Genomic DNA, 25,719 nt, shown 5'->3' on the forward strand with positions numbered 1-25,719 from the left:
ACCGTCTCACGCCTCTCCGCTCAGGCGTCGCACCGCTCGGTGTGACGCTGCCAGGCTCGCCTTCTCCGGGTCGGCCTTGACCGATCCCAGGTAGCCGACCGTGGTGGTCGGCCATTCGTGGCCGAGGATCTTCTGCACGTCCCACAACGGCATGCCCGACTCGTAGTTGTGGGTCGCGCACGCGTGTCGTAGAAGATGCGGGTGAAGCATGGTGACCGGCCCGGTCAGATGCCGCTTCGAGGCGGCCTTCAATGCCCGCCGGAACACATCCGAGCCGACCGGCGGGGCGATGGGGACGTTCAGTGAGGCGACCGCCGTCGGAAGCCGTTCCGAGGGCCACAGCGGCGCACACGGGTCGCAGGGATCGTCAGCGAACTCTCCGCGGATCTCCTCGATGTACCACCACAGCAGTTCGCGGCCCTCGGCGAACAGATACGCCTCCCGCTCGCGCGGGCCGGAGCCCCGGGCACCTTTGCCCTGAACGACGAAGCGACCCCACTGGCCGAGTTCCCAGTGGACGTCACCGATTCGCACCGAGCACAGCTCGGTCGCCCGGACGCCCGAGATGTACGCGATCTTCGCCATACCGTAGTCGCGTGCGGCCACCGGGTACTTACGAGCTTGCGGCAGACCCTTGCGCCAGGAGGCGAAGAACTCCGTCGTCGCCCGCTTCGACGGCGGGATCCGCAGGCCGAACTCCCCACGGTGCCGGGGCTGGTTGAACGGGTCGATGGGCGACTCGACGGCCGCTCCGAAACGCCGCAGGATCTCGCCCGCGTACCGCTGCTCCAGGAAGGCGAAGAAGCCGTCGATCCGGACCATCTTCTGCCGGATGGTCCTGTGCGCCCGCTTGCCGGGGCCGGCGAAGTAGCAGTCGACCTGCCGCGAGGTGAGATGCCACGGCACGGTGTCGTAGAAATCGCAGACCTCGATGATCGGCTGCACCACCTGCCGCAACGTGGTCGCCGCAAGCCCAGCCACGTCCCGCGCCCACGTGTACTCGGCCACGGTATCGTGGAAGAACGCCACCTCGTCCGCCTCGCTAGAGATCGCTGATGCTCGCTCCTGCAGCGTCAGCACATCCGCCAGGCCCTCTTCTGCCCGAGGCTGTTGCGGCGCCGGGGCCGCAGGTGGTGGTACCAGCGACAGCCGACGACTTCCTGAATCCGCCATGGACCGGCAAATTACGCGGATCACTCGCAGAATCTGCCAGTTACAGCAGAAATCCCCCACGAACGAGTGAGAGGCCAGAAGGTGCCATCTAGCTGCTGAGATGCAACAGCATCAGCCAAGGACCGCTCGGGGAACCCGCCGGAACTCCACTTGGGTTGGTCGGGTGGCCTTGGGGCCACTTGGGATGGTTGTCGGACTTCGAGGTTCTCGGAGTCAGCGGCGATGCCACGGCAGGGCCGCCGGGTAGGCGTCCTCCTCGCCGGCCTGCTTGAGGGAGGCGAGCACGGTGGCGGTGATGGTGGCGAGCTGCTCCACCTGTTCGAGGCTGAGGGCGTCGAACACCACGCGGCGGACGGCAGTCACAAGGCCGGGGGCGGCCTTGGCCATCAACTCCATGCCGGCCTCGGTGAGTTCGGCCAGCTGTCCGCGTCCGTCGGCCGGATCCTCCCGGCGCCGCACGTAGCCCGACTCCTCCAGGCGGATCACCGCGCGCGTGAGGCGGCTACGGGTGAACTTCAACTGCTCGGCGAGCAAGGACATCCCCAGAGCGCGGTCGGGTGCCACGGACAGGCGGGCCAGGAGGCTGTAGTCCGCGTGCGTCATGGCCGCGTCGCGCCGCAACTGCTGATCGAGGTAGTCGCTCAGCAGCGTCGAGCAGTCGAGGAAGTTGATCCAGGCTCGCAGCTCCTCGGGAGTGAGCCACCGGGGGGACGTCATGGCGACCACTTAAAACCGCCGTTCGCGCGCGGGAACGGCCGTGCACGTCTTCCGTCTGCGTGACGGTTGCCCATCCCATCCATCGCGTGGATAACCCGGATACGGGATTCGGATTGCGCCGGGGATGGCACCGGCGCCTTGGCGCCCCCATAGTCGTCGCTACCGCACGCCGCTGTCCGGATGCCGACGTGCGAGTTCCGCCAGCATGCCGTGCGCCTTCGGTGCCCGTGAGGCATGCCCGCTCCCCTTACGCCGTCCCCTGGAGTCGCCATGCCCGGTTCCGTGTCCCCGCCGCCTCCCGCTGCGATCGATGCCACCGCTCCGTCAGCCGTCGCCGTGTCGGACCCGGCCCATCTGCTGCGGGTGACCCTTCTGATGGCGGGCAGCTGTCTGCCGATCCTGGGGGCGGTGCTGATCGCCCCGGTGCTGCCGAAGATGCAGGACCATTTCGCGTCGGTCCCGGGGGCCAAGGCGCTGGTTCCCCTCGCGCTGACCGTTCCGGCGCTGGCGCTGGCGCTGCTGGCACCGTTCGCCGGCGTGACCGTGGACCGGCTGGGCCGCAAGCGCCTGCTGATCGTGGCGACCCTGCTGTACGCCGCGTTCGGCACGGCCCCGCTCTGGCTGGACTCGCTGGGTGGAATCATCGCCAGCCGCGCCCTGGTCGGCGTCGCCGAGGCCGCGATCATGACCTGCTGCACGACCCTGATCGGCGACTACTACAGCGGTCGGCAGCGGGTGAAGTATCTCGCCCTGCAGACCATGTGCGCCTCGGCGTCGGCCACGGTCTTCTTCGTGCTGGGCGGCGCCGCCGGGTCGGCGGGCTGGCGGGTGCCGTTCTGGGTCTACGCCGTGAGCCTGGTGCTGGCCCCGCTGATGGCAATCGCCCTGCCCAACCCGGCGGCCCGTGCGGACGGCGACGAGACTCCGGCCGAGACGGAGGCCCGCCGCTCGTTCCCCTGGCGGCAGTTGGGCGGCATCTGTGCCCTTACCTTCTTCGGGGCGATGGTCTTCTACACCGTCCCGGTGGAGATGTCGTACCTGCTCGACGACCTCGGGGTGGAGAACCCCGGCGTGATCGGACTGGCCACCGCGATCGCCAGTGCCGCCACCGTGGGCGGAGCGGTCACCTTCGCCCGGCTGAAGCGTTCTCCCGACCCGATGCTGCCCGTCGTTCTCGCGGTCTGCGCGGTCGGCTTCGGGGTGATGTTCCTCGCGGGCAACGCCCCGCTGCTGGTCATCGGGGCGGTCGTCAACTGTGTGGGCACCGGCATGCTGCTGCCCGCCCTTCTCACCAGTGCCATGTCCCGCCTGGCGTTCGAGGACCGGGGCCGCGGCACGGGGCTGTGGACGGCGGCCTTCTTCGGCGGTGAGTTCGTCTGCCCGCTGGTGCTGCTCGCCGGGGAGTCTGCCGTCGGCAGTCTCGCCGGTGCGGTGGGCGTGCTGGGGCTGGCCGCCGCCCTCGTCGCGGCGGGGCTGTGGGCGGCCCGCCGCCGGGTGGGCGCCGTCGATCCCCGGCCGTTGCCGGAGCAGTTGGCCTGAGGGCGCGCAGGACGACCGCCGAGAGCGCGTCGATCACGGGCTGCCGCCGGGCCCGGTCAGAGCCGGCCCGGCGGCAGCCCCGCGCTCCGGTCGACGGGCACAGCCTTCCCGGGGCCCTTGCCGTTGCTGTAGCCGTTGCCCGCCAGCGTCGCGCCCACCTCCGCGGCCTTCTGTCGCAGCCAGATGTGGCCCGCGTCCTGCGCGTGCACCGGGTGCCACCACATCGCCTCCCGCACCGGTACCGCCTCGAACGGGCAGGGCAGGACGCGCACCGCCGCGGATCGGACCGCCTTGCGCGCCAGGCGCTCCTGGATCATCGCGACCCGACGGGTGCCCTCGACCATGGGCGGCAGCAGCTGGAAGGTCTGCACGGACACCTCCACCTGGGGACTGATCCCTATCATGCTGAGCTGGCGGGCGGCCGGGGCGTCGTAGGGACGCTGGTAGACGGCCCAGGGCAGACGCCCCAGCTGGTCCAGGGTGAGTTCGTCACCGATCTCGGGGTGATCATCGGCGACCATGCACAGCCAGCGGTCCTGGTGGAGTTCGACGGCGGGGAAGCCGTCGATCACGCCGTGCGGCATCAGCAGTCCGTCGACGGTGCTCAGCACGGTGGCGGTGTTCTCCACGACGGACGGTGCCGGGTGCTGGAAGGTGAGCCGGATGCCGGGCGCCTCCTGGTGCAGGGCGCGGGCGAGTGCGGCGCCGAAGACGGCCGCTCCGTAGTCGGAGGCGAGCAGGGTGAACTCGCGGGTCTCGGCGGCCGCGTCGAAGTCGGCCTGGCTGGAGAAGACCCGCTCCAGCAGGTCGCACGCGGTGGCGCTGCGGTCCCGCAGGGCGGTGCCGAGCGGGGTCAGCTCGTAGGAGTTACCGGTCCGGGCGAGCAATTCGTCGTCGAAATGGCGGCGCAGCCGGGACAACGCCGCGCTCATGGCGGGCTGGCTCAGCCCGATGCGCTCGCCGGCCCGGGTGACATTGCGCTCTTCCAGCAGCGCGCGCAGGGCGAGGACCAGATTGAGGTCGAGTCGGGACAGGTTCACCGGGCAACCACCTAGCAAGCGAGAGTCATCCATGTCATGGATTCGGCACATCCACAGGATTGATTTCCGTGATTAACCGATCGGGGCCAGAGTAGACCGCAACCCAGCAGGAGGAAATCAGATGGCAATGCTCGCGCAACCTGCCGACCCGTTTGCGCTCGGCACGTTCTCCACTCAGGACGGGGAGCCGTTTCCCGGCCTCCTGGCCAAGGGCCGGGTGCTCGACTTGAGCAGTGTCTTGGCCTGGGCACCGTCCAGCGTGCGCGCCGTGGTGGAGCGGTGGGAGGAGACCCTCCCCCTCCTGCACGCCCTGGCGGACGACGATGCCCTCGGCTGGCGTCCGCTGGAGGGTCTGCGGGTGCACGCCCCCATCGAGCCGCGGCAGATCTTCCAGTCCGGTGCCAACTACCGGCAGCACGTGATCGACCTGGAGGTCGCCCACCGCTCTCCCGACGACCCGCGTACGGTCGAGGAGGCGCGAGCGGAGATCGCCGCGGTCATGGACCGCCGGGCCGCTGAGGACCTGCCGTACGTGTTCATCGGTCTGCCGAGCGCGATCACGGGCCCGTACGACGACGTGGTCCTGCCCTCGTGGGCCGAAAAGCCTGACTGGGAGCTGGAGTTGGCGGCCGTCATCGCCAAGCCCGCCTACCGGGTGACGGTTGAGGAGGCCCTGGAGTACGTCGCCGGGTACACCATCGCCAACGATCTCACCGACCGGGCCACCGTGTTCCGCCGGGACATGAAGGCCATCGGCACCGACTGGCTGCGCTGCAAGAACGCTCCCGGTTTCACGCCGCTCGGCCCGTGGCTCGTACCTGCCGAGTCGATCGCGGACACCGGTGACCTGCGGGTCACGCTCAAGCTGAACGGCGAGACCATGCAGGACGAGTCCACCAAGGACATGCTCTTCGGAGTCGCCCGGTTGGTGTCGTACGCCTCGCAGACGGCTCAACTCCTGTCCGGTGACCTGGTGTTGACCGGCAGCCCGGCCGGCAACGGCATCCACTGGGGACGGCTGCTGCGCGACGGCGACGTCATGGAGGGTTCCATCACCGGTCTGGGCGTGCAGCGCACCCGCTGTGTCGCGGAGGGAACGGCATGAGCCTGGACCGCCGCGACCCGGAGGGCGCGATAGCCGAGGCCGCCAAGGCGTACTCCAACTGGGGGCGTTGGGGTGAGGACGACGTGCTCGGCACGTTGAACTTCCTCGACGAGGGCAAGCGGCGCGAGGGCGCGTCGCTCGTGCGCCGCGGCGTGAGCTTCTCGCTGGCGCAGCGGTTCGACATGAACGGCCCGCAGAAGGGCTGGCGCCGGCGGACCAACCCGGTGCACACCATGCTCGACACGGGCACCGACGCGGCGCTGGGCAACCAGGGCTTCCCGCACGGCATCGGCGGCGCGGACGACGTGATCGCGATGCCGCTGCAGTGCTCCACCCAGTGGGACGGCCTCGGGCACATCTTCGACCACGGCAAGGCGTGGAACGGACGGGCCGCCGAGAAGGTGGTCACCTCCGACGGAGACCTCGTCACCGGCATCGAGCACATGGCACCGTACGTCGCCGGCCGTGGCGTGCTGCTCGACGTGGGCCTGGTCGTCGGCACGGACGGCGAGCTGCCCGACGGGTTCGCCATCACCGAGGAGCACCTCACCCGGGCCGCCGAGGCCCACGGGGTGACCGTCGGCCGCGGCGACATCGTGCTCGTCCGCACCGGACATCTCGCCCGCGCCCGGCGGGCCGGCTGGGGCGACTTCGCGGGCGGCCCCGCGCCCGGCCTGTCGTTCACCACCGCCGGCTGGCTGCACGGCAGCGAGATCGCCGCGATTGCCACCGACACCTGGGGCTTCGAGGTACGGCCCAATGAGTTCGACAACGCCTTCCAGCCGCTGCACCAGGTCGTCATCCCCAACATGGGCCTGCTGATCGGCGAGATGTGGGACCTCGACGCACTCGCCGCCGACTGCGCCGACGACGGCGTGTACGAGTTCTGGCTCACCGCCGCTCCCCTCCCCATCACCGGAGCCGTCGGATCCCCGGTCAACCCGATCGCCGTCAAGTAACCCGCACAACTGCCGGATGCGCCGTTCCCCGGACAGCAGAGGCGCATCCCGCCCGCACCCCCGTCCCCACCTCTGGCCCGCATTCCCAGCGGGCGAGCCGCAGCCCCCGCCGCCCGAAGTCGCGCGGCCCAACCCCGGGAGGAATCCCCGACATGGCTGACAGCCGCACTCTTCCCCAGCCTCCAGCCGGGGGCACACCCACCGTCCTGGTCATCGGCGGGGGCGCCTCAGGCAACGCCGTGACCATCCTGCTGCGCCGCGCCGGCATCGCCGTCGACCTGATCGAGGCCAAGCCGGACTGGAACGCCACCACCGGCTCCGGCATCACCCTCCAGGGCAACGCCCTGCGGGTCCTGCGCGAACTGGGCGTGTGGGAACAGGTGGAAGCCTCCGGATACGCCTTCGGCTCGCTGGGCGTGACCGCCCCCGACGGCTCCGTCCTGTTCGTCGCCGAGGACATCCAGACCGGCGGAAAGGACCTGCCCGCCACCCTCGGCATGCAGCGCCCCCAGCTGCAGCAGATCCTCATCGACGCGGTCCGCGCCTCCGGCGCCGACGTCCGCCTCGGTACCACCGCCGAAGCGCTGGAGCAGGACGCCGACGGCGTGTCGGTGCGCTTCAGCGACGGCAGCGAGGGCCGCTACGACCTGGTGATCGGCGCCGACGGACTCAACTCCGCCACCCGCGCCGCGATCGGCATCACGGACAAACCCGAGCCGACCGGCATGGCCATCTGGCGCATCGCCGCCCCGCGGCCCGAGAGCGTGACGCGCACCGACCTCGCCTACGGCGGCCCCGCCTACATCGCCGGCTACTGCCCCACCAGCGAGAACACCATCTACGCGTACGTCGTCGAAGGGTGCCGCGACCGCGCCTCCATCGACCCGGCCACCTACGCCGACGAGATGCGCCGCCTGGCGCAGAGCTACGGCGGGGTCTGGCCGGAGATCACCGAGCACATCACCGACCCGAAGAAGGTCAACTACACCTGGTTCGACCGCCTGCTGGTCGAGGACTCCTGGCACCGGGGCCGGGTCGTGCTGATCGGCGACGCCACCCACTGCTGCCCGCCCACCATGGCCCAGGGCGCGGCGATGTCGCTGGAGGACGCCCTCGTCCTCGCCGAGCTGCTCACCAGCGGACGGGACTGGGACGACGAGCTGCTCCAGGCCTACCACGACCGCCGCATTCCCCGGGTGCGCACCGTCGTCGCGGCGTCCATGCAGATCGGCCAGTGGCAGCTGGACGGTGTGCGCGACGCCGACATGGCCGGGCTGGTCGGCCGCACCATGAACCTCCTCAAGGAGCGCCCGTGACCACCATCGCATCCTCCGCGCCGACCATCGACGTCCACGCCCACCTCCTGCTCCCGGAGGTCGAGGAGGCCGTCGCCGGTCATCCCGGTCTCGCCGAGGCCCGTGCCCTCGACGCGCGCCGCAACGGCCCGGCGGCCCTGGCAGTGAACGGTCCGATGGTCGGCGCGCGCGTGCCGAAGCTGACGGACGCCGCGGTGCGCCTGGCGGCCATGGACGCGCAGGGCGTGGACATCCAGCTGGTCAGCCCCTCGCCGTCCCACTACCACTACTGGGCCGAGCCCCAACTGGCCGAGAAGGTCTGCCAGCTGGCCAACGAGGGCACCGCCGCACACTGTGCGAAGGCTCCCGACCGCCTGCACGGCCTGGGCCTGGTCCCGCTCCAGCATCCCGACCTCGTGGTCGGCCTGCTCGACCACGCCCTGGACCAGGGGCTGAGGGGTGTGGAGATCTCCTCGCACGCGCCCGGCCACGAGCTGTCGGACCCGGCGTACGAAGCCCTCTGGTCTCGGGTGGAGGAGACGGGCGCCTTCCTCTTCCTGCACCCGTTCGGCTGCACCCTCGACGAGCGCCTGGGCCAGTGGTACCTGTCCAACACCGTCGGCCAGCCCACCGAGAACGCGGTCGCCCTCTCCCACCTGATCTTCTCCGGCGTCCTGGACCGCCACCCGGGTCTGAAGCTGATCGCGGCGCACGGCGGCGGCTACCTGCCCACCCACGTCGGCCGCTCCGACCACGCCTGGCGGGCCCGTCCCGACGCCCGGGGCTGTGAGCGGGAACCGAGCAGCTATCTGAAGCAGCTGTACTTCGACTCCCTCGTCCACGACCCTCAGGTGCTGCGGGAGCTGCTGCGAGCGGTCGGCCAGGAACGGGTCCTGCTCGGCTCCGACTTCCCCTTCGACATGGGCACCGACGACCCGATCGGCGCGCTGCGCGCCGCGGACCTGCCCGACACCGACTTCCATTCCGTCCGCGGCGGAAACGCCGCCGCTCTGCTCAACCTCGTCTGAGGAGGACCCCCCATGAGTAACCGCCTGCTCACCCACCTCCGCCACGTCGACCTCGCCGTGCCGGACTACGACAAGCAACTCGACTTCTACGCCGGCGTCTGGGGCCTGACCAAGGTCGCCGAGGACTCCGGCATCTCCTTCCTCGCCGCCGAAGGCTCCCCCGAGCAGTACGTCGTCCGGCTGCGCAAGGCCGACGAGAAGCGCCTCGACCTCGTCTCCTACGGCGCCGCGAGCCCGGCCGAGGTGGACACGCTCGCCGAGCAACTCCTCGCCGGGGGTGTTGAGCTGGTCACCCAGCCGGGCAAGGTGGACACCCCCGGCGGCGGTTACGGCTTCCGCTTCTTCGACGTCGACGGCCGCACCATCGAGGTCTCCGCCGACGTCGAGGTACGGCAGCACCGCAGGATCGAGGAGAAGGAGTCGATCCCGGTCAAGCTGTCGCACGTCGTCCTCAACTCTCCGGATCTGGACAACACCAAGGCGTGGTACGAGGAGCACCTCGGCTTCCGGCTGTCCGACACGCTCGGTCATCCGTACATCGGCGACGTCATGCACTTCATGCGGATCAGCAACCAGCACCACTCCATGGCCATCGCCAAGGGCCCGCACACCTCGCTGCACCACATCTCCTTCGAGATGCGCGGGATCGACGAGTACATGCGCGGCTCCGGCCGTGTCATCCGCTCCGGCGCCCGCAAGATCTGGGGGCCGGGCCGGCACATGGCGGGCGACAACACCTTCACCTACTTCCTCGACCCGCACGGCAACACCGTCGAGTACACGACGGAGTTGGAGCTGCTGGACGAGGACACCTGGCACCCGCACGTCTACGACTTCTCGAACCCCGAGGTCACCGACCAGTGGGGCACCGCCAACCCCATGAACGAACTGGTCACCAAGGAGTCCTTCAACGACGTCGACCGCGGCGTCTTCGTCGCCCCGCCGGTCTGATCGGCGAAGCCCTGAGTTCCCCGGGGCGCGGTGACCCTGTCACTGCCCTGACTCCCCTGCCGCGCCCCGGCCTTCGTGCCCACCCCTCATGCCGACAGCCGACAGGAAACCGCCATGCGTTTCGCCACGTACGAGTACCGCAACCGACGCCAGGTGGCCGTCGTCGCAGAGGACGGCACGCTCCACCCCCTGCCCGGCGTCAGCTCACTGACCGGCCTGCTCGTCGAGGGCGGCGGTCTGCCCGAACTGCTCGACGCGGGCTCCGCGACCCTCGACGTCCCGGCCGGCCCCCACGTCTGCGACGTACGCCTGCTGGCGCCGCTCCAGCCGCCCACCGTGCGTGACTTCGTCACCTTCGAGGAACACGTCGAGGGCGTACGGCGGTCCCTGGACGGGGCCGCCGGGGTACCGGAGCGGTGGTACGCGGCCCCGACGTTCTACTTCGGCAACCCCTACGCGATGTACGGGCCGCACGACGACATCCCCATGCCGCCGGGGTCGAGCGTGCTCGACTTCGAGCTGGAGGTCGCCGCCGTGATCGGAAAGGAGGGCCGCGACCTCACCCCCGAGCAGGCCCGCGACCACATCGTCGGCTACACCGTCTTCAACGACTGGTCGGCCCGGGACCTGCAGTCCGCCGAGATGAAGGTCGGCCTCGGCCCCTGCAAGGGCAAGGACACCGCCACTACGCTCGGCCCGTACCTCGTCACCGCCGACGAGCTGGGGAAGTACCGCGACGCGGACGGCTTCCTGCGTCTGGCGCTCACCGCCGAGATCAACGGCGAGGTCGTGGGCAAGGATCTGCTGTCCAACATGAGCTGGACCTTCGAGGAGATGGTCGCCTACGCCTCACGCGGCACCGTCGTCCGCCCCGGCGACGTCCTCGGTTCCGGAACCTGCGGCAACGGCGGCTGCCTCGCCGAACTGTGGGGCGTACGGGGTGAGCAGTCCCCGCCTCCCCTGAAGCCCGGCGACACGGTCACCCTCACCGTCGAGGGCATCGGCTCCGTCTCCAACACCGTGGTGGCCGGCCCGGACCCCATGACCGTTCCCGTCGCCCGACGCCGCACGAGGGAGCGGCCGTGACCGATCTCCATCCCGAACGGCTCCTCGGCAGGGTCGTCGTGGTCACGGGCGCGGCCGGGGGCCAGGGCGCCGCGGAGACCGAGGCGCTGACCCGCGAGGGCGCCCGGGTGATCGCCACCGACGTCACGGAGTCACCCGGCTGCCGCCGTCTCGACGTCACGAGCGAGAAGGACTGGGCGGAACTCGCCGCCGACCTGCGTGAGGCGTACGGGCAGGTGCACGGCCTGGTCAACAACGCGGGCATCACCTGGCGGGCCCGGATCGACGACGTACGCCCTGAGGACATGGCCCGGGTCCACGCGGTCAACGTCACCGGCCCGCTGCTGGGCATCCAGCACCTGGCCCCGCTGATGCCGCCTGGCTCCTCGATCGTGAACGTCGGCTCGTCCGCCGCGCTCACCGGCCACTACCCGGTCGCCTACACGGCCAGTAAGTGGGCGCTGCGCGGTCTGTCGAAGACCGCCGCCATGGAGCTGGGACCCCGCGGCATCCGCCTGAACACGATCCATCCCGGCTTCATCGAGACGGACATGACCGCCTCCGCGGCGCCCGCGTTCCGCGACGCGAACATCCGGGAGACGCCACTCGGCCGCACCGGCACGGTCGAGGAGGTCGCCCCGCTCGTGGTCTTCCTCCTGTCCGACGAGTCGTCCTTCATCACCGGCGCCGAGATCCCGGTCGACGGCGGCCTCACGGCGCACGGCGGCGTCAAGTCGATCTCCGACGCCCTTCACCAGTAGCAGCAGAAAGGCCCTCCCCCCATGGACAAGGTCCGCGCGAGCGCGGCCGAGGCGGTCGCCGACATCCCCGACGGTGCGTCACTGGCCGTCGGCGGCTTCGGACTCAGCGGTGTACCCGAGGCCGTGATCCGCGCCCTGCACGAGCAGGGCGCGACCGGCCTCGAAGTCGTGTCGAACAACTGCGGCGTCGACGGGCGCGGGCTGGGCGTGCTGCTGGCCGTCGGACGCATCGCCCGGGTGACCGGGTCCTACGTCGGTGAGAACAAGGAGTTCGCCCGCCAGTACCTGTCCGGCGAGCTGGAGGTGGAGCTGGTGCCGCAGGGCACCCTCGCCGAACGGCTGCGCGCGGGCGGCGCGGGCATCCCCGCCTTCTACACCCCGGCGGGCGTGGGAACGCAGGTGGCGCGGGGCGGTCTGCCCTGGCGGTACGCCCCCGACGGCTCGGTCGCCGTCGCCTCCCCGCCCAAGGAGATCCGCGACTTCCACGGCCGCCCGCACGTCCTGGAGCACGGCATCACCACCGACTTCGCCCTCGTACGGGCCTGGCGCGGCGACCGCCACGGCAACCTGGTCTTCCGCCGCGCCGCCGCCAACTTCAACCCCCTCGCCGCGATGGCCGGACGGACCACCGTCGCCGAGGTCGAAGAGCTGGTCGAGCCCGGTGAGTTGAGCCCCGACGAGGTCCACCTGCCGGGCGTCTTCGTCCAGCGGATCGTGGCCCTCACTCCTGAACAGGCGGCCGACAAGCAGATCGAGAAGAGGACGGTACGACCCTGATGGCCTGGACCCGCGACCAGATGGCCGCCCGCGCAGCCGCCGAACTCACCGACGGCTCCTACATCAACCTCGGCATCGGTCTGCCCACCCTCATCCCCGGCCACCTTCCCCCCGACATCCACGTGGTCCTGCACTCCGAGAACGGCATCCTGGGCACCGGCCCCTACCCGACCGAGGACGAGGTCGACGCGGACCTGATCAACGCCGGCAAAGAGACCGTCACCGTCCTGCCCGGGGCCTCCTTCTTCGACTCGGCCCTGTCCTTCGGCATGATCCGCGGCGGCCACATCGACACCGCCGTACTCGGAGCCATGCAGGTCTCCGCCGCCGGCGACCTGGCCAACTGGATGATCCCCGGCAAGATGGTCAAGGGCATGGGCGGCGCCATGGACCTCGTCCACGGCGCCCGGCGCGTCATCGTCCTGATGGAACACACCGCCAAGGACGGCAGCCCCAAGATCGTCGAGGAGTGCACCCTGCCGCTGACCGGCGAACGGTGCGTCCAGCGGATCATCACCGACCTCGGCGTCCTCGACGTCACACCGGCCGGCCTCGCACTCGTCGAGACCGCACCCGGGGTCACCGCCGAGGACATCGCCGCCCGCACCGAAGCACCTCTGGTCCGGAAGCCATGAACCGAGGAGGCGTCGGGCGGGCAGGGACCACGGTCCCTGCCCGCCCGACGTTCTGCGTCCTGTTCTCACCGTCCGGACAGCAGTGGCGACTCACGTCAGCGCACGAACGGAGACGGATGGGGTTGACCGATGAGTTGCGGCGTGAGGAGCGCGCCGGCGCGGTCGGCGAGGACGGCCATCTCGTAGCCGACGAGACCGATGTCGCAGCCCTCCCCGGCGAGGACGCCGAGGCAGGAGCCGTCTCGCATGTGGTTGACCATCATGAACCCGTCGAGCATTTCGATCACGACGAGCTTCATCCCGCGGAATCCGTAGGTGTCGGCGGCGTTCTGGGTGAGGGACACGATGCCGGACACCAGGGCGGACAGATGGTCGGCGAGATCGCGGCTGAGGCCGCGATGAGGAGGCCGTCGGAGGAGACGGCGACCGCGTGGGTGACGCCGTCGGCGGTGCGGGCGAAGTCGGAGATGAGCCAGGCCAGGTTCTGGTGCGCGGAGGTCACGGGCTGTTCCTGCCTGGCTTCGGCGCGCGCGACGCCCGCCCGGAAGCCGTTGAGCATGGAGGAGACGTGCGTCCGCCGGGCCGGCGGCGGGGCCTCGTCGGGGGCGAGGATCCGAGCGGGGAGGGTGACGAGAGCGGATACGCCCCCGCCGGGGGTGTCCGGAGAGCAGGACCTCGACGCCGAGGCGGCGGGCGAGGCGGCCGACGACGTAATGGCCGAGGTAGCGGGTGGGAGCGACGAGGAAGGCTTCCTCCCCGGAGATGCGGGCGTTGGCGCGGGCCAGGCCCTCGGGGGACATGCCCACGCCGTGGTCGACGGCGGCGACGCCGTAGTCGTCGCCATCCCCCCAGCCGTGGACGTCCACGGGCTGATCGGGCGGGGAGAAGGAGAGGGCGTTCTCGACGAGCTCGGCCAGCAGGTGAGACAGCTCGGCCACGGCGCGGCCGCTGATCCGCCGGGGCTCGATCTCGGCCAGGGCGACCCGTCGGGACTGCTCGACCTCGCCCATGGCGGACTGCACGAGTTCGAGGCTGCTGGCGGTCACGCCGCTGATCTGGGGGCTGCGTTCGTCGACGAGGACGAGCAGGCTCTCGGCGTTGCGGCGCATACGGGTCGCGGGGTGGTCGAGTTCGAAGAGCTCGGCCAGCGCCTCGGGGTCGAGCTCCTGCTGTTCGAGGGCGGTGATGAGGGCCAGTTGAGGGCGCACGAGTCCCTGGCTGCGGCGGCCGAGGCTGGCCAGTGACTCGGCGGTGTTGCGGCGCAGCACGGCCTGCTCGGCGGCCCGGTCGACGGCGGTGCGTCCCGCCTCGCGTCCGCGGGGTACGACGACCGGTGAGGGTACCGACCTGAACTCGGCGCGGCTCGCACTGCTCCCTGGGCTGCGCCTCGGCGGCGGCGGGGGAGCGGCCGTGTCGTTCGAGCTCGACTACCTTCTCACGGGCCATGCGGAAATCTATGTTGGCCAGAGTAGACATTGGGTGGTGGCCTGGTTATGGTTTCTCTCGTAGCCAGGGAGACAGCAGGACCCGGCAGACACGAACTGCCAGGTAGCGGTATGTAGTTGCAGTGCGCAGGACGGTGCGGTGGTGGAGTTCCGAAGCCAGGGTTGTTGCAGGACGGCGACGGGACTGACGACCGGACCGGGTGGCCCGCGGTGATCAGGGGCCGCCGTGAGCAGGACCGCAGTGGCACCACCCGTAAGTGCAGTTCGTGTACCCAGCAGTGAAGTCAGTAAGCAGTACCTCGGTGAAGGCGTCGGCTGCGGGCGCGCGCATCGGGAGGTTCGGCAGTGGGGTTCTAAGCCAGAGCAGTCGCAGGACGGGTGACGGGGCTGGCTGCCGAAGAGTGGCGCTGTGACAGGCCACTGCGCGGTTCGCATCACCAGCAGTACGCAATTCCCGTTTGGTAAGTGATAGATCCCAGAGGGAAAGAACGGAGGAGCCGAGCGCCATCAGGATCGCCCGGGCGGAATTGCTGAGCCCGGGTACCGCAGGACATCGATAGTGAGGTGGTCTCCGGTCGAGCAACCGCGATCCCCGCATTCCCCGTCCTCTCCCGGGCGGGCGTGCGGACAAAGAAGGCCGGCGCAGTACCAGGGTCGGCAGATGGTGTAGAAGTTCCTTCGGGGCCCTGGTGCCAGTACGGCACCAGGGCCCCTCCACGCGTTCCACAGAGAGGTGCAATGACAGCAGACGACTCGTTCGGCCGTCTCGATGACGACGATTACCCCGCCTACACGATGGGCCGGGCCGCCGAGTTGCTCGGCACCACCCAGGGCTTCCTCCGCGCCCTCGGCGAAGCCCGCCTCATCACCCCGCTGCGTTCCGCGGGCGGCCACCGCCGCTACTCCCGCTACCAGCTGCGCATCGCCGCCCGCGCCCGGGAACTCGTCGACCAGGGCACTCCGATTGAGGCCGCCTGCCGCATCGTCATCCTCGAAGACCAGCTCGAAGAAGCCCAGCGCATCAACGCCGCACACCGCCGCGCCGCTGAATCAGCAAACCCGACGGCCGCAGCCTGACGCGCTTTGGACCAGCAACTCCGTCTTCCGGTCCGGTACTCAGCTCGGCCTCGACGGCAGGCCGGCGATCCTTGCGCGTAGGCGGGCCCAATGCCCGTTCGGAAGTCCTGATCGTTCCCATGACCAGCCGATCTACTCGGCTTCGGCGGGCCCAATTGGCGCCAGGATCAACGAGGTCGGAGTTCAAACGGTTGCGGAACACACGCCGGCGACGGGGGCGTGGTGTTCGCGACCGGACTCCTAGAATGCCGTCGGGGTGTCGTCTTCTAGCATGACCCCGTGATCACCGGTGACGTTCAGGAGTCCGAGGGAGGACAAGAAGCTGTGTCCCGCGACGCCGCTGAAGCCGAATACTTTCACGCCGCCTCGGGGCGTGGAGAGGGTCGTGAAGACGGGCTGCTCGTCGGATCACAAGGTGACGAGGCAGGCGAGAACGCTCACCCGGTTGCCGCTCTGGTGGAGCGGGCGGCCGACCTGGCCGAACCGATCAAGCCGTACTGACCCCGCGACACGTGTTGCGGCCCGCGCCGCTCATCGCCCACGCTCCCGCGCGCCGGACCGCGACGGACTGGGCGGTCTCCGAGGCATCGCGCCGCGCGTGCAGGTCGTCCGTCGTCCGGCCTGCAAGTTGGCTGCTCTCCAGGGTGTGACGCGCCGTAGGCAGGTAAGGAGGGAGGAGCGAGAGAGTGACGACAGCGGTCTTCAGCTGACCTGCGACGGAGGGGGCCTCGTGTTCGAGGCGCAAGACATCAGGGAATGGCGAGGCCACGACGTGGTCGACCACGAGCGGCACAAGATTGGCGTCCTGGAGGCGGTCTACGTCGACACGGCCACGGACCAGCCCGTGTTCGCAACGGTCACGGTCGGCCTGCCGACCCGGCACCGGCTGGTGTTCGTCCCCCTGGGCGACGCGACGGTCGGTCCCGGTTATCTGAAGGTCGCCTACGACAAGAAGCAGGTAAAGGAAGCGCCCTCGATCGGCACGGACGGCGAACTGCTCGCGGAGGACGAGAAGTCGGTCTTCGCGCACTACGAGCTCGCCTACCGCATGGGTGAGGGTGGCGAACGTCGCCTCGCCCGCCGCTGATGCCCCCAACAACGTCTCCCACCATGAGGTGACACCAATGGCTCTCTTCCTCCTGCTGGTTATTGTGGCCATCGTGCTCGGCATCATCGGTGTGGTGGCGAAGGGCCTGTTCTATCTGTTGGTCATCGGCGTGTTGGTTCTGGTCGCCGACCTCGTCCTCATCGGCCTGCGCCTGGGCCGCCGCCGCAGGCATCTTCCCCGGTGACGCGGTCGGCCGGTCAAGCGCCCCGGGCCGCCGGCCCGGGGACCGGACGTAGCGCGGTGTCGGAGCAGTCGTCGAGTCAGTGCCCGGGAGTGGTCCGTCCCGCCCTGGACGGTCGTGAGGCGTCGGTGAGGTCGGTGCCGGTGGCGTCGACCCGCTGAGAGTGGTTGGTGCCGTGCCAGTCCAGGCACATGACGGTCGCGTCGTCCTGCAGGTGGCCGTCGTTGGCGTCGACGATCGCCGCGATAAGCGTGCGGGCGGCCTCGCGGGGATGCAGCGCGCGGGCGCGCACGATCAGGTCCGACAGATCGACGCTGTTGGCGTTGCGCTCCAGCATGCCGTCGGTCAGCATCACCAGCCGGTCGCCCGGCCGCAGGTCCAACGACTGGACCCAGTAGGTGTGAGGGGCAGCGAAGCCGAACGGCGTATCGATCTTCGGGGTGATCTCCCGCACCTGTCCGTTCCGCATCCGCAGCGGCCAGGGGTGCCCGGCGTTGATGAACTCGGTCGTGCCGTCGATCAGGCTGATGCGCAGGAGCCGGCCGGTGACGTAGCCCTTGTGACCGTGTTCGCGCATGGCCTGGTCGGCCTGGCGGGGCCTGTTCGGCGAGATCGGCGTCGGCCCGCCGTGCCCGGCGCAGGGCGCCCACCGCGAGGGTGGCCAGCAGCGCGGCGTCGACATCGTGCCCCATGGCATCGGTGACGGAGAGCTGGACGGTGTCCCGGTCGATCACGTAGTCGAAGGTGCCACCCCCGACGTGGTCGGCCGGCTCCAGCGCGCCGGCGACCGCGAGCTGGGCGGCCTCGCACGCCAGCGACGCCGGAAGCAGCCGGTGCTGGATCTCCGCGGCCAGGCTCAGCGGGATGGTGCGCCGTCCCCATTGGTACACGTCGGTGAAGGACCGGTTCGCGATGACGATGTACGCCAGGGCGTACGCGGTCTCGCCGATCTCCCGCATCACCTCCGCGTCCGGCGCCGCGGGCAGGAAAAGTTCGAAAAGCCCGATGGCGTCCCCGCGGTTGGTCACCGGGGCCGCTCTGCACGGCGGCGGACGGCGCCCGTCCCCTCCAGCACAACCGGTTCAAGGTCGAGCTGCTCAAGCGCAGTAGTCCTGTCCGATCCGATCAAGAAACTCCTCCCGAATACGAAGGGGCAGGTCCGCTATCGGTTGTGGTCGATGTAGGGGCCGATCCCGCGACCGGGAAGTGTAAGCAGTTGACCCGTACCTTCGGCACGCTGAGAGGAGCGAAGGTCGAGTACGCCCGCATCACGAACCGTCGCTACGAGGGGACGTTCGTCGAGCCCGACAAGATCACGGTGAACGAATGGCTCGACCAGTGGCTCGACAGGAAGGCGGAGGACCTGGAAGAGAGCACCGTCTACACGATGACCCTGGGGCGTGTCCGGGGGAAGCTCGGGCACATCCGGCTTCAGGAACTGACCGAGGACCACGTCGAGGCGTGGATGAGGGGTGGGGGCTTCGGGAGGGACGCGTCGTGGTGGCAAGGCGGGCGCGGGCTTCGGGGTGACCTCGGTGGAGATGTCCCTGGCGCGGTTGAAGGAGGCGCTGAACCGGGCGGTGGCCCGGCGCCTGGTCGCCGCGAACGTTGCCCAGGAGGTCACGATCCCTCGGAAGGTACGCAAGGCGGAACGCAGGGCCAAGGCGGTGGTGCGGCCCTGGAACGTCGAAGAGGTTCATGCCTTCGTGCGCGCGGTGAAGGACGACCGCCTGTACGCGGCTCTCCTTCTGTCCCTCATGGGCCTGCGGCCGGCGGAGATCTGCGGTATGCGCTGGGCCGATGTCGACCTGGGCAAGGCCGCTCTGACCGTTGCCAACACCCGAACGCTCATGGGGAACAAGACCGTGGTGGAGAAGGGCACGAAGTCTCTCGCCGGTGAGCGGCAGCTTCCTCTGCCCGATCTGGTCAGGGAGGCCCTGAAGTGCTTCGAAAACAATCAGCTGGCCGAGAAGCTGGTGGCGAGGGAAAGGTATGACGACAGCGGGTACGCGGTCGTGGACGAGCTCGGCAGAGCGCTCAACGGGCGGCAGCTGCGTGAGCGGGCGTACAGGGTCATGGACGAGCACGGGCTGCGGAGGGCGCGCTTGTACGGCGCTCGCGCGAGTTGCTTCACGTACCTGGCGAACAACGGGGTGCCGGACCACCTCCTTGCCCGATGGGCCGGGCACACCGGCGTCAGGACCACGAAGCGCTGGTATGTGAAGCCGGATGTGGAGGATCTTCGTCCGGCGGCGGATGCATGGGGAGGTCTGGCGTGCGTCCCCGACCCCGATCCCGCAGAGAATGTGAGATGTGGGAGCGTGAGGGAGTGAGTGAGAAGAACGTCGAAACCCTCCAATACCGCTTTGACGGGCCAGAAGACGCCCCGGTCCTGATCCTCGGTCCCTCACTGGGCACCACCTGGCACATGTCGTAGAACCCGTCCTGGGGCGTCCAGTTGGTCCAGGACGGGCGCGTAAGTCCAGGTCAGAGTGCTGTGATGTGAGGGCGTCCGTGAGGTTCGTGATCGGGACGTGACAGGAATCGCGCTACAGAACCCCGCTGGCTCGACCCGACCGGGGGTTCTGCGTTGTGCTGCATCGGGTCGGCCCGTGCTCGTCGCGGTGCGAAGGCAGGGGGAGGCGCGAGGTCTGGGAGTCCAGCAACACCCGCCTCCCGGGTAACGTCTGCGCGCGTTTCCTGTGAGGTGCGGTTGCGGAATACGGCTGAGGGACCGGGAGAGGCGAAGGGGTGGGGTGTGACCTCCGGAGCGATATGCCCCGGGCCGCCACGTCTTAGCAGCTCGGATTCTGCCACGGTTCCAAGGTCGACGAGGGCCTCAGCCCACCCCCGTTTCGTCCTGGTGCAGTGCTGGCGGATGCCCTACGGAACGCTCACGCCGCCGCTGAACTGCGCCACGCGTGACCAGGCGTATCGCCTTCGACCGCAGCGCCTCCACCCGCGCCGGCACCACGTCCTGCGCGCAGTTGGTGCAGCGTCCGGCGCGGGTGAGCGATCATTTTTCGCCTACCGCTCTCCAGCGCTGGCTGCCGTGGTGGGCCCCGGTGACGCCGGTGAGGCTACGTTAGGTGATCAATCTGAGGAGTGTTACTCAGGTGACACTACTTTGAGTAGCTGATTTCTGCGTCTCCCGGCTTCTTTTGGGTAGAGGCAATTAAGAAACCTTGAGGGATGTATTCGGCCATCCGAGGCTCGCATGGTTGTGCGAGGATCTTCGGAGATGCGACTCTCTTGATCGAAAGAAAAACGGGTGAGGCGCGACAAATTTCGATGCCGCGCTTTCCCGCGGGGGACGGGGGTAGAGCTTGTTGGGTGTCGTGCCATACGTGATACTGTTGAACGGTGTAGTAGTCGACATTCAATGCAGTCAACGCGTCCTTGCTTGCCCGGTGGTGCTCGAATCAAATTTGAGCTCGGCCGGATGTGCAGTCCGCCGTTGATGCGCATCGGCGGGTCGGCCGCAGAGCATCGATGAATTCCGCTTCGATCGCACGCTCTATCACCCGATGGATCGAAGAGGTCGCGTTGTTTGCCGACGAGTGCGACACCGACCCGAGGCTTGCGAAGCGCCACGGGGATATCGCACCTGAGACCGCCTGATATTAGGCTTCAGGAAGGTGTCCTCAAAGCACTATTCCCGTTGCCTGCCCGGTGGCTGCGTTAGTCATTCGTCATCGCAGCGATCCGGATGGCGCGTCCGAGACCAAGACTCCAGTAGCGCCGGTGGATTCAGCGCGATAGAGACGGAGACATGCGGGCGTGGCTGAATCGGAGATCTCTCGGCAGATTTCGGTGTCATCTCGAGATCGATTCCCGGCGCTACATAGCGGGGTCTCCTAAACGTGTGGCGACAGTGCGTGGACTGCGGATCTGCCAGGACGCCCAGCACACGCGTCGTGGAAACAACCTTGGATTCCGGGCGGTCCACGCCCGGTGGCCTCACATGGGGCCCGTATGGAAGGAGAGCGCAGTGGAGAACCAGCAGCAGCGCGAGGAGCCGTCGGTTCAGCGGGGCTACGAGCCGCCCGCGCTGACGGCAGTCGGGGAGTTTTCGGAGGACACGCTCGGCTTCGGCAGCGACCACTCCGACTTCCTCGGCAAGCAAGGCTGGTAAGAGGCCGACCGACGCTGACGGAGTGACATGAACACCGGGTTCGTCGTCCTGCCCGACGGTTGTCCCACCGACCCCACGTGGCTCTTCGAGTCGCCACAGGTCATGACCCACCCCTCGGGCAAGCCCTGGCTGGTCGGCCGGTGGGATGCGGACGAAATAGTTCGGGTCCAGGCGGGCTCGGTATGTGCGGTGGTGATCGGACACTGTCCGGTCACCACCGCACGGCTCATCCGGCTTGTCGAACGTGTGCAGTCGCCGTCCGATGCCAGTGCGCTGGCCCGGGAACTGCCCGGCAGCTACCACCTGATCGTCGCCTCTCCCGAGGGGACGACTGTCCGGGGCACCATCACCGGCCTGCGCCAGATCTTCCACACCCGGGTGAACGGACATCCCGTCGCGTCGGACCGCCCCGACACCTTGGCGCTGCTGACCGGCGCAGGCGTGGACGAAGGCGTACTAGCGGCACGGCTGGCGACCGGCGGCCTCCTCCCTGCTCCACTCGGTACTGCCAGCGTCTGGTCCGGGATCCGCACCGTCTCGGACGATCACTGCCTGCTCATCACGGGCGGCCGCGCGCAGGAAATCCCCTGGTGGCGGCCGCCGGAGCCCGAAGTCCCGCTGGAACAGGGCGCGTCGGCGGTCTACGCCGCACTCGAGGAAGCCGTAAGCGGCCGCACCGTCGGCCACGGGCTGCTGAGCGCCGACCTGTCCGGCGGCATGGATTCCACCGCCCTATGCTTCCTCGGCGCCCGGAGGACCCCCGACCTGCTCACCTTCCGATGGGCCGAGTCGGACTCGGGAAACGACGACGCGGCCTTCGCGGCGCATTCGGCGGCCTTGCTGGAACACGCCTCCCACATGGTCGTGGCACAGCACGAACTGCCCGCCCTGTTCGCGCACCCCGCTGCCCTGGCGGACACCGAACAGCCGTACCTATTCACGCGGACCTTGGCGCGTATGAAACACACGGCTGGTCTTCTCTCCGAACGGGGCTCGCGGGCGCACCTGGCCGGGCACGGCGCGGACGAACTGTTTGGCAGACTCCCCGGATATCTGCACCGGCTGCTGCGCCGGCGCCCCCGGCTCGCGGTGCGCCACCTGCGCGGCTACCAGGCCCTCAATCGCTGGCCCTTGCGCGGGACGCTTGCCGAGCTCGGCCGCGCGAATTCCGTAGGCGACTGGTGGTGCGACCAGGCCGAGTCTCTCACCGACCCGGCTCCGGCGCCCCGGCACCCGCCACTGGGCTGGGGCCTGATGCCGCTGCGTGCTCCGGTCTGGGTGACGGACGCAGCGGTCGACGCCGCCAGGTCGGAGCTGCGGAAGACGGCCGACATCGCCCGCCCCTTCGCTGCTGATCGCGGCCAGCATCAGTTCCTGGTGGCCCTGCGGGCGACGGCGCCGGCGTACCGGCAGTTCGCCGGACTCTTCGGCCAGGCGGGAATCCGGCTTCACCAGCCCTACCTGGACGACCGAGTCGTGGAGGCCGCTCTGGCCGTACGCGTGCACGAGCGTTGCACCCCATGGGAGTACAAGCCCCTGCTGGCCGCGGCCATGCGAGATGTCCTGCCCGAACGCGTCCGCGCCCGAACCACCAAGGGCTCCTTCGACGAGGATCTTCGTGTCGGGCTCAGCCGCAGCCTTGACGAACTCCTGGAACTCTTCGCGGACTCGGAACTCGCCAAGGCCGGCCTGATCTCGGCAGACGCGGTCCGCACCCAGCTGCTCACCCCCCAGGGCAACCTGAGCAGGAACTTCGCCATCGAGCAGCTCCTTGGCTGCGAAACCTGGTTCCGCGCCGCACGCCACCTCGCACGAAACGAAAGGCGGCACAAACGAACGTGAGCGTCACTTTTTCCCTTAATCCGCAGGTATCCCTCGCTGAGACGGACGACGGAGCTGTACTTCTCCATGAACGCACCGGTCGCTACTGGCAGTTGAACACCACCGGGATATCTGTCCTCCGCAGCCTGACCAGTGGTCAGACCTGCGAGCAAGCGGCTCAGACCCTCGCCTCCCAGCATGCTATTTCCGCGATGCACGCTCGCAACGACATTGCGGCTCTCCTGGCGTCCCTGCGCTCGGCGGACCTGCTACGGGAGAGCCGATGAGCATCCCAGTGGCGCTGTCCCGCAGTGATCGGCTGCCGCCGCACCGCCGAGTGGTTCCTCTCTTGGCTGTGTCCGTCGCCGGGATCCTCAGCAGGCTCTCTCCATCCAAGCTGCGCGCGGTACTGGAGTTCGCCCGCCGCCGTGCCGCCCCGGCCACCGCGGACCAGGCTGCGGCGGCACGCACAGCCGTGGTCGCGGTCAGCCTGCGATGCGCAGGACAGGCATGCCTGCAGCGCTCGGTGGCAACCGCCCTCCTGTGTCGGGCGCGCGGTACCTGGCCCACGTGGTGTACGGGCGTCCGTACGAATCCTTTCTCGGCCCATGCTTGGGTCGAAGTCGAGGGAGTCCCTGTCGGAGAACCGTATCCAGCCGGCCACTTCCGGACCCTCCTGACGGTCGGGCCTGCCGAAGGCTCGCCTCCGAAGCGGTCGCAATAAGGTCGGGAGCATTCGGTGGTGTGATCGACTGCGGATAGGCTTGTTGCATGAAGGAGCGGTTGCGGGGCAAATGGGGGAGCCTGCCACGGTGGGCACGATGGGTACTTGTGGTGTACCTGATCGGTTTCGCTGAAGGTACGTGTGCTCACATCAGCGATTTGGTACGTGGTGGAATCCATGCTTATGCAGCGTTTCCACACGCGTTCATGCGGGTGTTTTTCGTAAGCCTTGTCTTCCTCGATCCGCTGGTCGTGGTGCTGGTGGGCCTCGTGAGGCGGAGTGGTATCTGGTGGGGGAGCGGTGTGATGACACTGGACGTCGCCGCGAACTGGATCAGCAACTGGCCGTCTGTGAAGGCGGACCCGACGCAGCTGCTGCAACCGGTGGGGCTGACAGCTATCACCCTGTTCGGCCTGTTTGTACTGGTGTCATGTTTGCCTTTGCTGTGCGCAATGAAGAATGCAGTCGAGTCGGCGTCTCACATGGAGGATCCGAGGAGCAGGCTCGACGCAACGAGAGTCGAATAACCTGATTCGCGTCGATAACGGACGTCCATCAGGCAAGCGTCTTCATTTCGCATATCTCGGGCGACCCATTCGTCCAACCAGAGCCTGTTGCAGAACGCCGTGGGCAGGCCAATTTCCTGCTGTGGCAGGGGTGTTGAGGGCTGAGCGGACCTGGGTGGTTTCTCGGTGAACAGGCCGGATATCGTTGACGCGGACACACGGCTGATGGTGGCCGTGGCGCGGCCAGCGCCCGGATCACCAGGGACGCGCACTGGCGGCGCTCCAGCCTGACCCGTTGACCTGACGCGGCTGGAACTGGTCACCAAGGCTGTCCGCGCCGTGCTGGAGGAAGTGGCCCGCACCGCTTCGCATCTGCTGGCCGGCCTGGTTGATGAGGACTGGGGTCGCCGCTACGGCCGTCCGGTCCGTCTGGGCAGGAACCCCACCCGGCCCAAGACCAGGATCCTCGCCGCCGGCGACGACGCCTGCCGGCTGCTGGAACGTCTTCGCCGGCACGGACCGAGCTACCGGCTCGGCCCGCAGGCCGAGGCGTTGCGGCAGATCGTCGTGCAGAACTACCACCGCGACGCGGCAGGCCGTCTACGGTGGCGCACCGCCGACGACGGCGGCCTGCCGCCCTCCTCCTCGGCGATCGTCTTCCCTTACGACACCACGGCGCGTTACGTCCGTCACGGGCACATCATCAGCTGGAAGGGGTTCGCCGCGCATGTCACCGAGACGTGTGCCTCCGACAGCGCCAACGTGATCACGGACGTGGCCACCACGTCGGCCGCCACGAACGACGGGCAGGCTCTGCCCGGTATCCACACCCGCCTGGCGCGTCGCGAGCTGCTGCCTGCCGAGCACATGGTTGATGGCGGCTACACATCTCTGGTCCACCTGGAACGAGCCGAGCGCGAACACCAGATCACCGTCAGCGGGCGGTTGCCGGGCAATCCCACCCGCCAGCACCGCAAGAATGAAGGCTTCGACCGGGACGACTTCCACATCGATTTCGACCGCCGGCAGGTGATCTGTCCCCAGGGCCAGGTCAGCGCGGGCTGGTACGGCACCTACTCGACGTCCTCGCCCGCCGCCGCCCCGCCGCCCGCGCGGCCGGGCCACCAGTGCCGCGCGCCCGCCGCCCAGCCACTTCGCCACATCCTCGCGAGTCCGACCAGCCACCAAGGCGGCCACCGCCCGAAGTCGAAGTGCCTCCTGCGCCGACGGCGACAACTACCGTGCGTCCTTCACCAGTTCACTCACACACAGATCAACGACCCAGAACACCTATCGTTTCGGATCGATAGATGCTGATGGGAACCGTGCCCGCTCGCATGCACGAACCGTCGTTATCGCGCGGAGTGCACTGGATCGCTGATCAGATTCTCGGCGTACTTGACCAAGGCATTGATCGTGGAGTACTTCCAAGCGGCCATCTCGTCGATCTTTACACCGAGGTGGTCCTCGATTTCGGCGATGATGCTCATGGTGTACACCGAGTCCATCCCGTATTCCGCGAGCTCGAGTTCTGGGTCAATTTTCTCCGTCGGCAGTTCAAGGTAGTATGCCACCCGCTCGATAAGCCACGCTCGGATCTCTTCAGGCGAGCTATCGCGGTGCACCGTTGTCACAACGTAATCCATTCTCTTGGCTGACATGACGGACGGAAGAGTG

26 protein-coding genes and 1 pseudogene are annotated in these 25,719 nt (G+C 68.7%); 21 read left to right on the forward strand and 6 right to left on the reverse strand.

The window, feature by feature from the left end; all coding sequences use genetic code 11:
• Positions 1–6 precede the first annotated feature (6 nt).
• Both AAFF41_RS37065 and AAFF41_RS37070 read right to left on the reverse strand, forming a co-directional pair.
• Positions 7–1,173, reverse strand: a complete 1,167-nt coding sequence (locus AAFF41_RS37065; protein ID WP_425526189.1) for a site-specific integrase — start codon at positions 1,171–1,173, stop codon at positions 7–9.
• 213 nt (positions 1,174–1,386) lie between these two features.
• Complete coding sequence (locus tag AAFF41_RS37070; protein WP_343325315.1) at positions 1,387–1,890, reverse strand: MarR family winged helix-turn-helix transcriptional regulator; 504 nt, start codon at positions 1,888–1,890, stop codon at positions 1,387–1,389.
• A gap of 270 nt (positions 1,891–2,160) precedes the next feature.
• On the opposite strand from AAFF41_RS37070, the gene AAFF41_RS37075 reads away from it, so the two are divergent.
• Positions 2,161–3,429, forward strand: a complete 1,269-nt coding sequence (locus AAFF41_RS37075) for an MFS transporter (RefSeq protein ID WP_343325316.1) — start codon at positions 2,161–2,163, stop codon at positions 3,427–3,429.
• Between the two features lie 56 nt (positions 3,430–3,485).
• Here AAFF41_RS37075 and AAFF41_RS37080 read toward each other — a convergent pair whose 3' ends face one another.
• Positions 3,486–4,469 (reverse strand): LysR family transcriptional regulator, encoded by a 984-nt coding sequence (locus AAFF41_RS37080; protein ID WP_319753901.1) that lies wholly within the window; start codon positions 4,467–4,469, stop codon positions 3,486–3,488.
• A 121-nt stretch (positions 4,470–4,590) separates the two neighbouring features.
• Between AAFF41_RS37080 and AAFF41_RS37085 the strand changes: the two genes are divergently transcribed.
• The 9 genes from AAFF41_RS37085 (at position 4,591) to AAFF41_RS37125 (ending at position 13,045) form a co-directional block, all read left to right on the forward strand.
• Positions 4,591–5,574, forward strand: coding sequence for a fumarylacetoacetate hydrolase family protein (locus AAFF41_RS37085; protein ID WP_319753902.1), 984 nt, complete (start codon positions 4,591–4,593; stop codon positions 5,572–5,574).
• Positions 5,571–6,533, forward strand: a complete 963-nt coding sequence (locus AAFF41_RS37090; RefSeq protein ID WP_319753903.1) for a cyclase family protein — start codon at positions 5,571–5,573, stop codon at positions 6,531–6,533. Before AAFF41_RS37085 ends, AAFF41_RS37090 begins: the two co-directional genes overlap by 4 nt.
• Before the next feature lie 152 nt (positions 6,534–6,685).
• Positions 6,686–7,849 carry an FAD-dependent oxidoreductase gene (locus tag AAFF41_RS37095; protein ID WP_319753904.1) on the forward strand — a complete coding sequence of 388 codons (1,164 nt, stop codon included), beginning with the start codon at positions 6,686–6,688 and terminating at the stop codon, positions 7,847–7,849.
• Positions 7,846–8,856 (forward strand): amidohydrolase family protein, encoded by a 1,011-nt coding sequence (locus AAFF41_RS37100; RefSeq protein WP_343325317.1) that lies wholly within the window; start codon positions 7,846–7,848, stop codon positions 8,854–8,856. The genes AAFF41_RS37095 and AAFF41_RS37100 overlap by 4 nt, the downstream gene beginning before the upstream one ends.
• A 12-nt stretch (positions 8,857–8,868) precedes the next feature.
• Positions 8,869–9,807, forward strand: a complete 939-nt coding sequence (locus tag AAFF41_RS37105; protein WP_343325318.1) for a VOC family protein — start codon at positions 8,869–8,871, stop codon at positions 9,805–9,807.
• A gap of 114 nt (positions 9,808–9,921) precedes the next feature.
• The gene (locus AAFF41_RS37110) at positions 9,922–10,893 is read left to right on the forward strand and encodes a fumarylacetoacetate hydrolase family protein (protein ID WP_319753907.1); all 972 of its coding nucleotides are present in this window, start codon (positions 9,922–9,924) and stop codon (positions 10,891–10,893) included.
• A complete protein-coding gene (locus AAFF41_RS37115; RefSeq protein WP_319753908.1) occupies positions 10,890–11,633 on the forward strand; it encodes an SDR family NAD(P)-dependent oxidoreductase in 744 nt (247 codons plus the stop codon). Before AAFF41_RS37110 ends, AAFF41_RS37115 begins: the two co-directional genes overlap by 4 nt.
• Before the next feature lie 21 nt (positions 11,634–11,654).
• Positions 11,655–12,410, forward strand: coding sequence for a CoA transferase subunit A (locus AAFF41_RS37120; RefSeq protein ID WP_319753909.1), 756 nt, complete (start codon positions 11,655–11,657; stop codon positions 12,408–12,410).
• The gene (locus AAFF41_RS37125; protein WP_343325319.1) at positions 12,410–13,045 is read left to right on the forward strand and encodes a CoA transferase subunit B; all 636 of its coding nucleotides are present in this window, start codon (positions 12,410–12,412) and stop codon (positions 13,043–13,045) included. Before AAFF41_RS37120 ends, AAFF41_RS37125 begins: the two co-directional genes overlap by 1 nt.
• 95 nt (positions 13,046–13,140) lie before the next feature.
• Here the strand turns inward: AAFF41_RS37125 and AAFF41_RS37130 are convergent, their stop codons facing one another.
• Positions 13,141–14,313 carry a roadblock/LC7 domain-containing protein gene (locus AAFF41_RS37130; protein WP_343325320.1) on the reverse strand — a complete coding sequence of 391 codons (1,173 nt, stop codon included), beginning with the start codon at positions 14,311–14,313 and terminating at the stop codon, positions 13,141–13,143.
• Between the two features lie 915 nt (positions 14,314–15,228).
• Between AAFF41_RS37130 and AAFF41_RS37135 the strand changes: the two genes are divergently transcribed.
• The 4 genes from AAFF41_RS37135 (at position 15,229) to AAFF41_RS37150 (ending at position 16,859) form a co-directional block, all read left to right on the forward strand.
• Positions 15,229–15,567 carry a MerR family transcriptional regulator gene (locus tag AAFF41_RS37135; RefSeq protein WP_319753912.1) on the forward strand — a complete coding sequence of 113 codons (339 nt, stop codon included), beginning with the start codon at positions 15,229–15,231 and terminating at the stop codon, positions 15,565–15,567.
• 279 nt (positions 15,568–15,846) lie between these two features.
• Positions 15,847–16,068, forward strand: coding sequence for a hypothetical protein (locus AAFF41_RS37140; protein ID WP_319753913.1), 222 nt, complete (start codon positions 15,847–15,849; stop codon positions 16,066–16,068).
• A gap of 229 nt (positions 16,069–16,297) precedes the next feature.
• Positions 16,298–16,654, forward strand: coding sequence for a PRC-barrel domain-containing protein (locus AAFF41_RS37145; RefSeq protein ID WP_099938908.1), 357 nt, complete (start codon positions 16,298–16,300; stop codon positions 16,652–16,654).
• Positions 16,655–16,691: 37 nt separating this feature from the next.
• Positions 16,692–16,859, forward strand: coding sequence for a hypothetical protein (locus tag AAFF41_RS37150; protein WP_319753914.1), 168 nt, complete (start codon positions 16,692–16,694; stop codon positions 16,857–16,859).
• A gap of 76 nt (positions 16,860–16,935) precedes the next feature.
• Here AAFF41_RS37150 and AAFF41_RS37155 read toward each other — a convergent pair.
• Positions 16,936–17,890: pseudogene (locus AAFF41_RS37155) on the reverse strand (PP2C family protein-serine/threonine phosphatase); the annotation flags it as partial.
• A gap of 438 nt (positions 17,891–18,328) precedes the next feature.
• Between AAFF41_RS37155 and AAFF41_RS37160 the strand changes: the two are divergent.
• The 7 genes from AAFF41_RS37160 to AAFF41_RS37190 all read left to right on the forward strand — a co-directional run bounded on the left by AAFF41_RS37160 (position 18,329) and on the right by AAFF41_RS37190 (position 25,359).
• On the forward strand, positions 18,329–19,189 hold the full coding sequence (locus AAFF41_RS37160; protein WP_319749689.1) for a site-specific integrase: 861 nt from the start codon (positions 18,329–18,331) through the stop codon (positions 19,187–19,189).
• A gap of 1,658 nt (positions 19,190–20,847) precedes the next feature.
• Positions 20,848–20,991, forward strand: a complete 144-nt coding sequence (locus tag AAFF41_RS37165; protein WP_343325321.1) for a lasso RiPP family leader peptide-containing protein — start codon at positions 20,848–20,850, stop codon at positions 20,989–20,991.
• A gap of 27 nt (positions 20,992–21,018) precedes the next feature.
• Positions 21,019–22,833, forward strand: a complete 1,815-nt coding sequence (locus AAFF41_RS37170) for an asparagine synthase-related protein (protein ID WP_343325322.1) — start codon at positions 21,019–21,021, stop codon at positions 22,831–22,833.
• Positions 22,830–23,099: a lasso peptide biosynthesis PqqD family chaperone gene (locus AAFF41_RS37175; RefSeq protein WP_343325323.1), complete on the forward strand. Its 270-nt coding sequence runs from the start codon at positions 22,830–22,832 to the stop codon at positions 23,097–23,099. Before AAFF41_RS37170 ends, AAFF41_RS37175 begins: the two co-directional genes overlap by 4 nt.
• Positions 23,096–23,536, forward strand: coding sequence for a lasso peptide biosynthesis B2 protein (locus AAFF41_RS37180; protein ID WP_343325324.1), 441 nt, complete (start codon positions 23,096–23,098; stop codon positions 23,534–23,536). Before AAFF41_RS37175 ends, AAFF41_RS37180 begins: the two co-directional genes overlap by 4 nt.
• A 107-nt stretch (positions 23,537–23,643) precedes the next feature.
• Complete coding sequence (locus AAFF41_RS37185) at positions 23,644–24,063, forward strand: hypothetical protein (RefSeq protein ID WP_343325325.1); 420 nt, start codon at positions 23,644–23,646, stop codon at positions 24,061–24,063.
• Between the two features lie 318 nt (positions 24,064–24,381).
• Positions 24,382–25,359: a hypothetical protein gene (locus AAFF41_RS37190; RefSeq protein ID WP_343325326.1), complete on the forward strand. Its 978-nt coding sequence runs from the start codon at positions 24,382–24,384 to the stop codon at positions 25,357–25,359.
• A 35-nt stretch (positions 25,360–25,394) separates the two neighbouring features.
• Here the strand turns inward: AAFF41_RS37190 and AAFF41_RS37195 are convergent, their stop codons facing one another.
• Positions 25,395–25,703 carry an acyl carrier protein gene (locus AAFF41_RS37195; RefSeq protein WP_343325327.1) on the reverse strand — a complete coding sequence of 103 codons (309 nt, stop codon included), beginning with the start codon at positions 25,701–25,703 and terminating at the stop codon, positions 25,395–25,397.
• Between the last annotated feature and the right edge of the window lie 16 nt (positions 25,704–25,719).

This window comes from Streptomyces mirabilis (assembly GCF_039503195.1).
GTDB lineage: Bacteria > Actinomycetota > Actinomycetes > Streptomycetales > Streptomycetaceae > Streptomyces > Streptomyces mirabilis_D.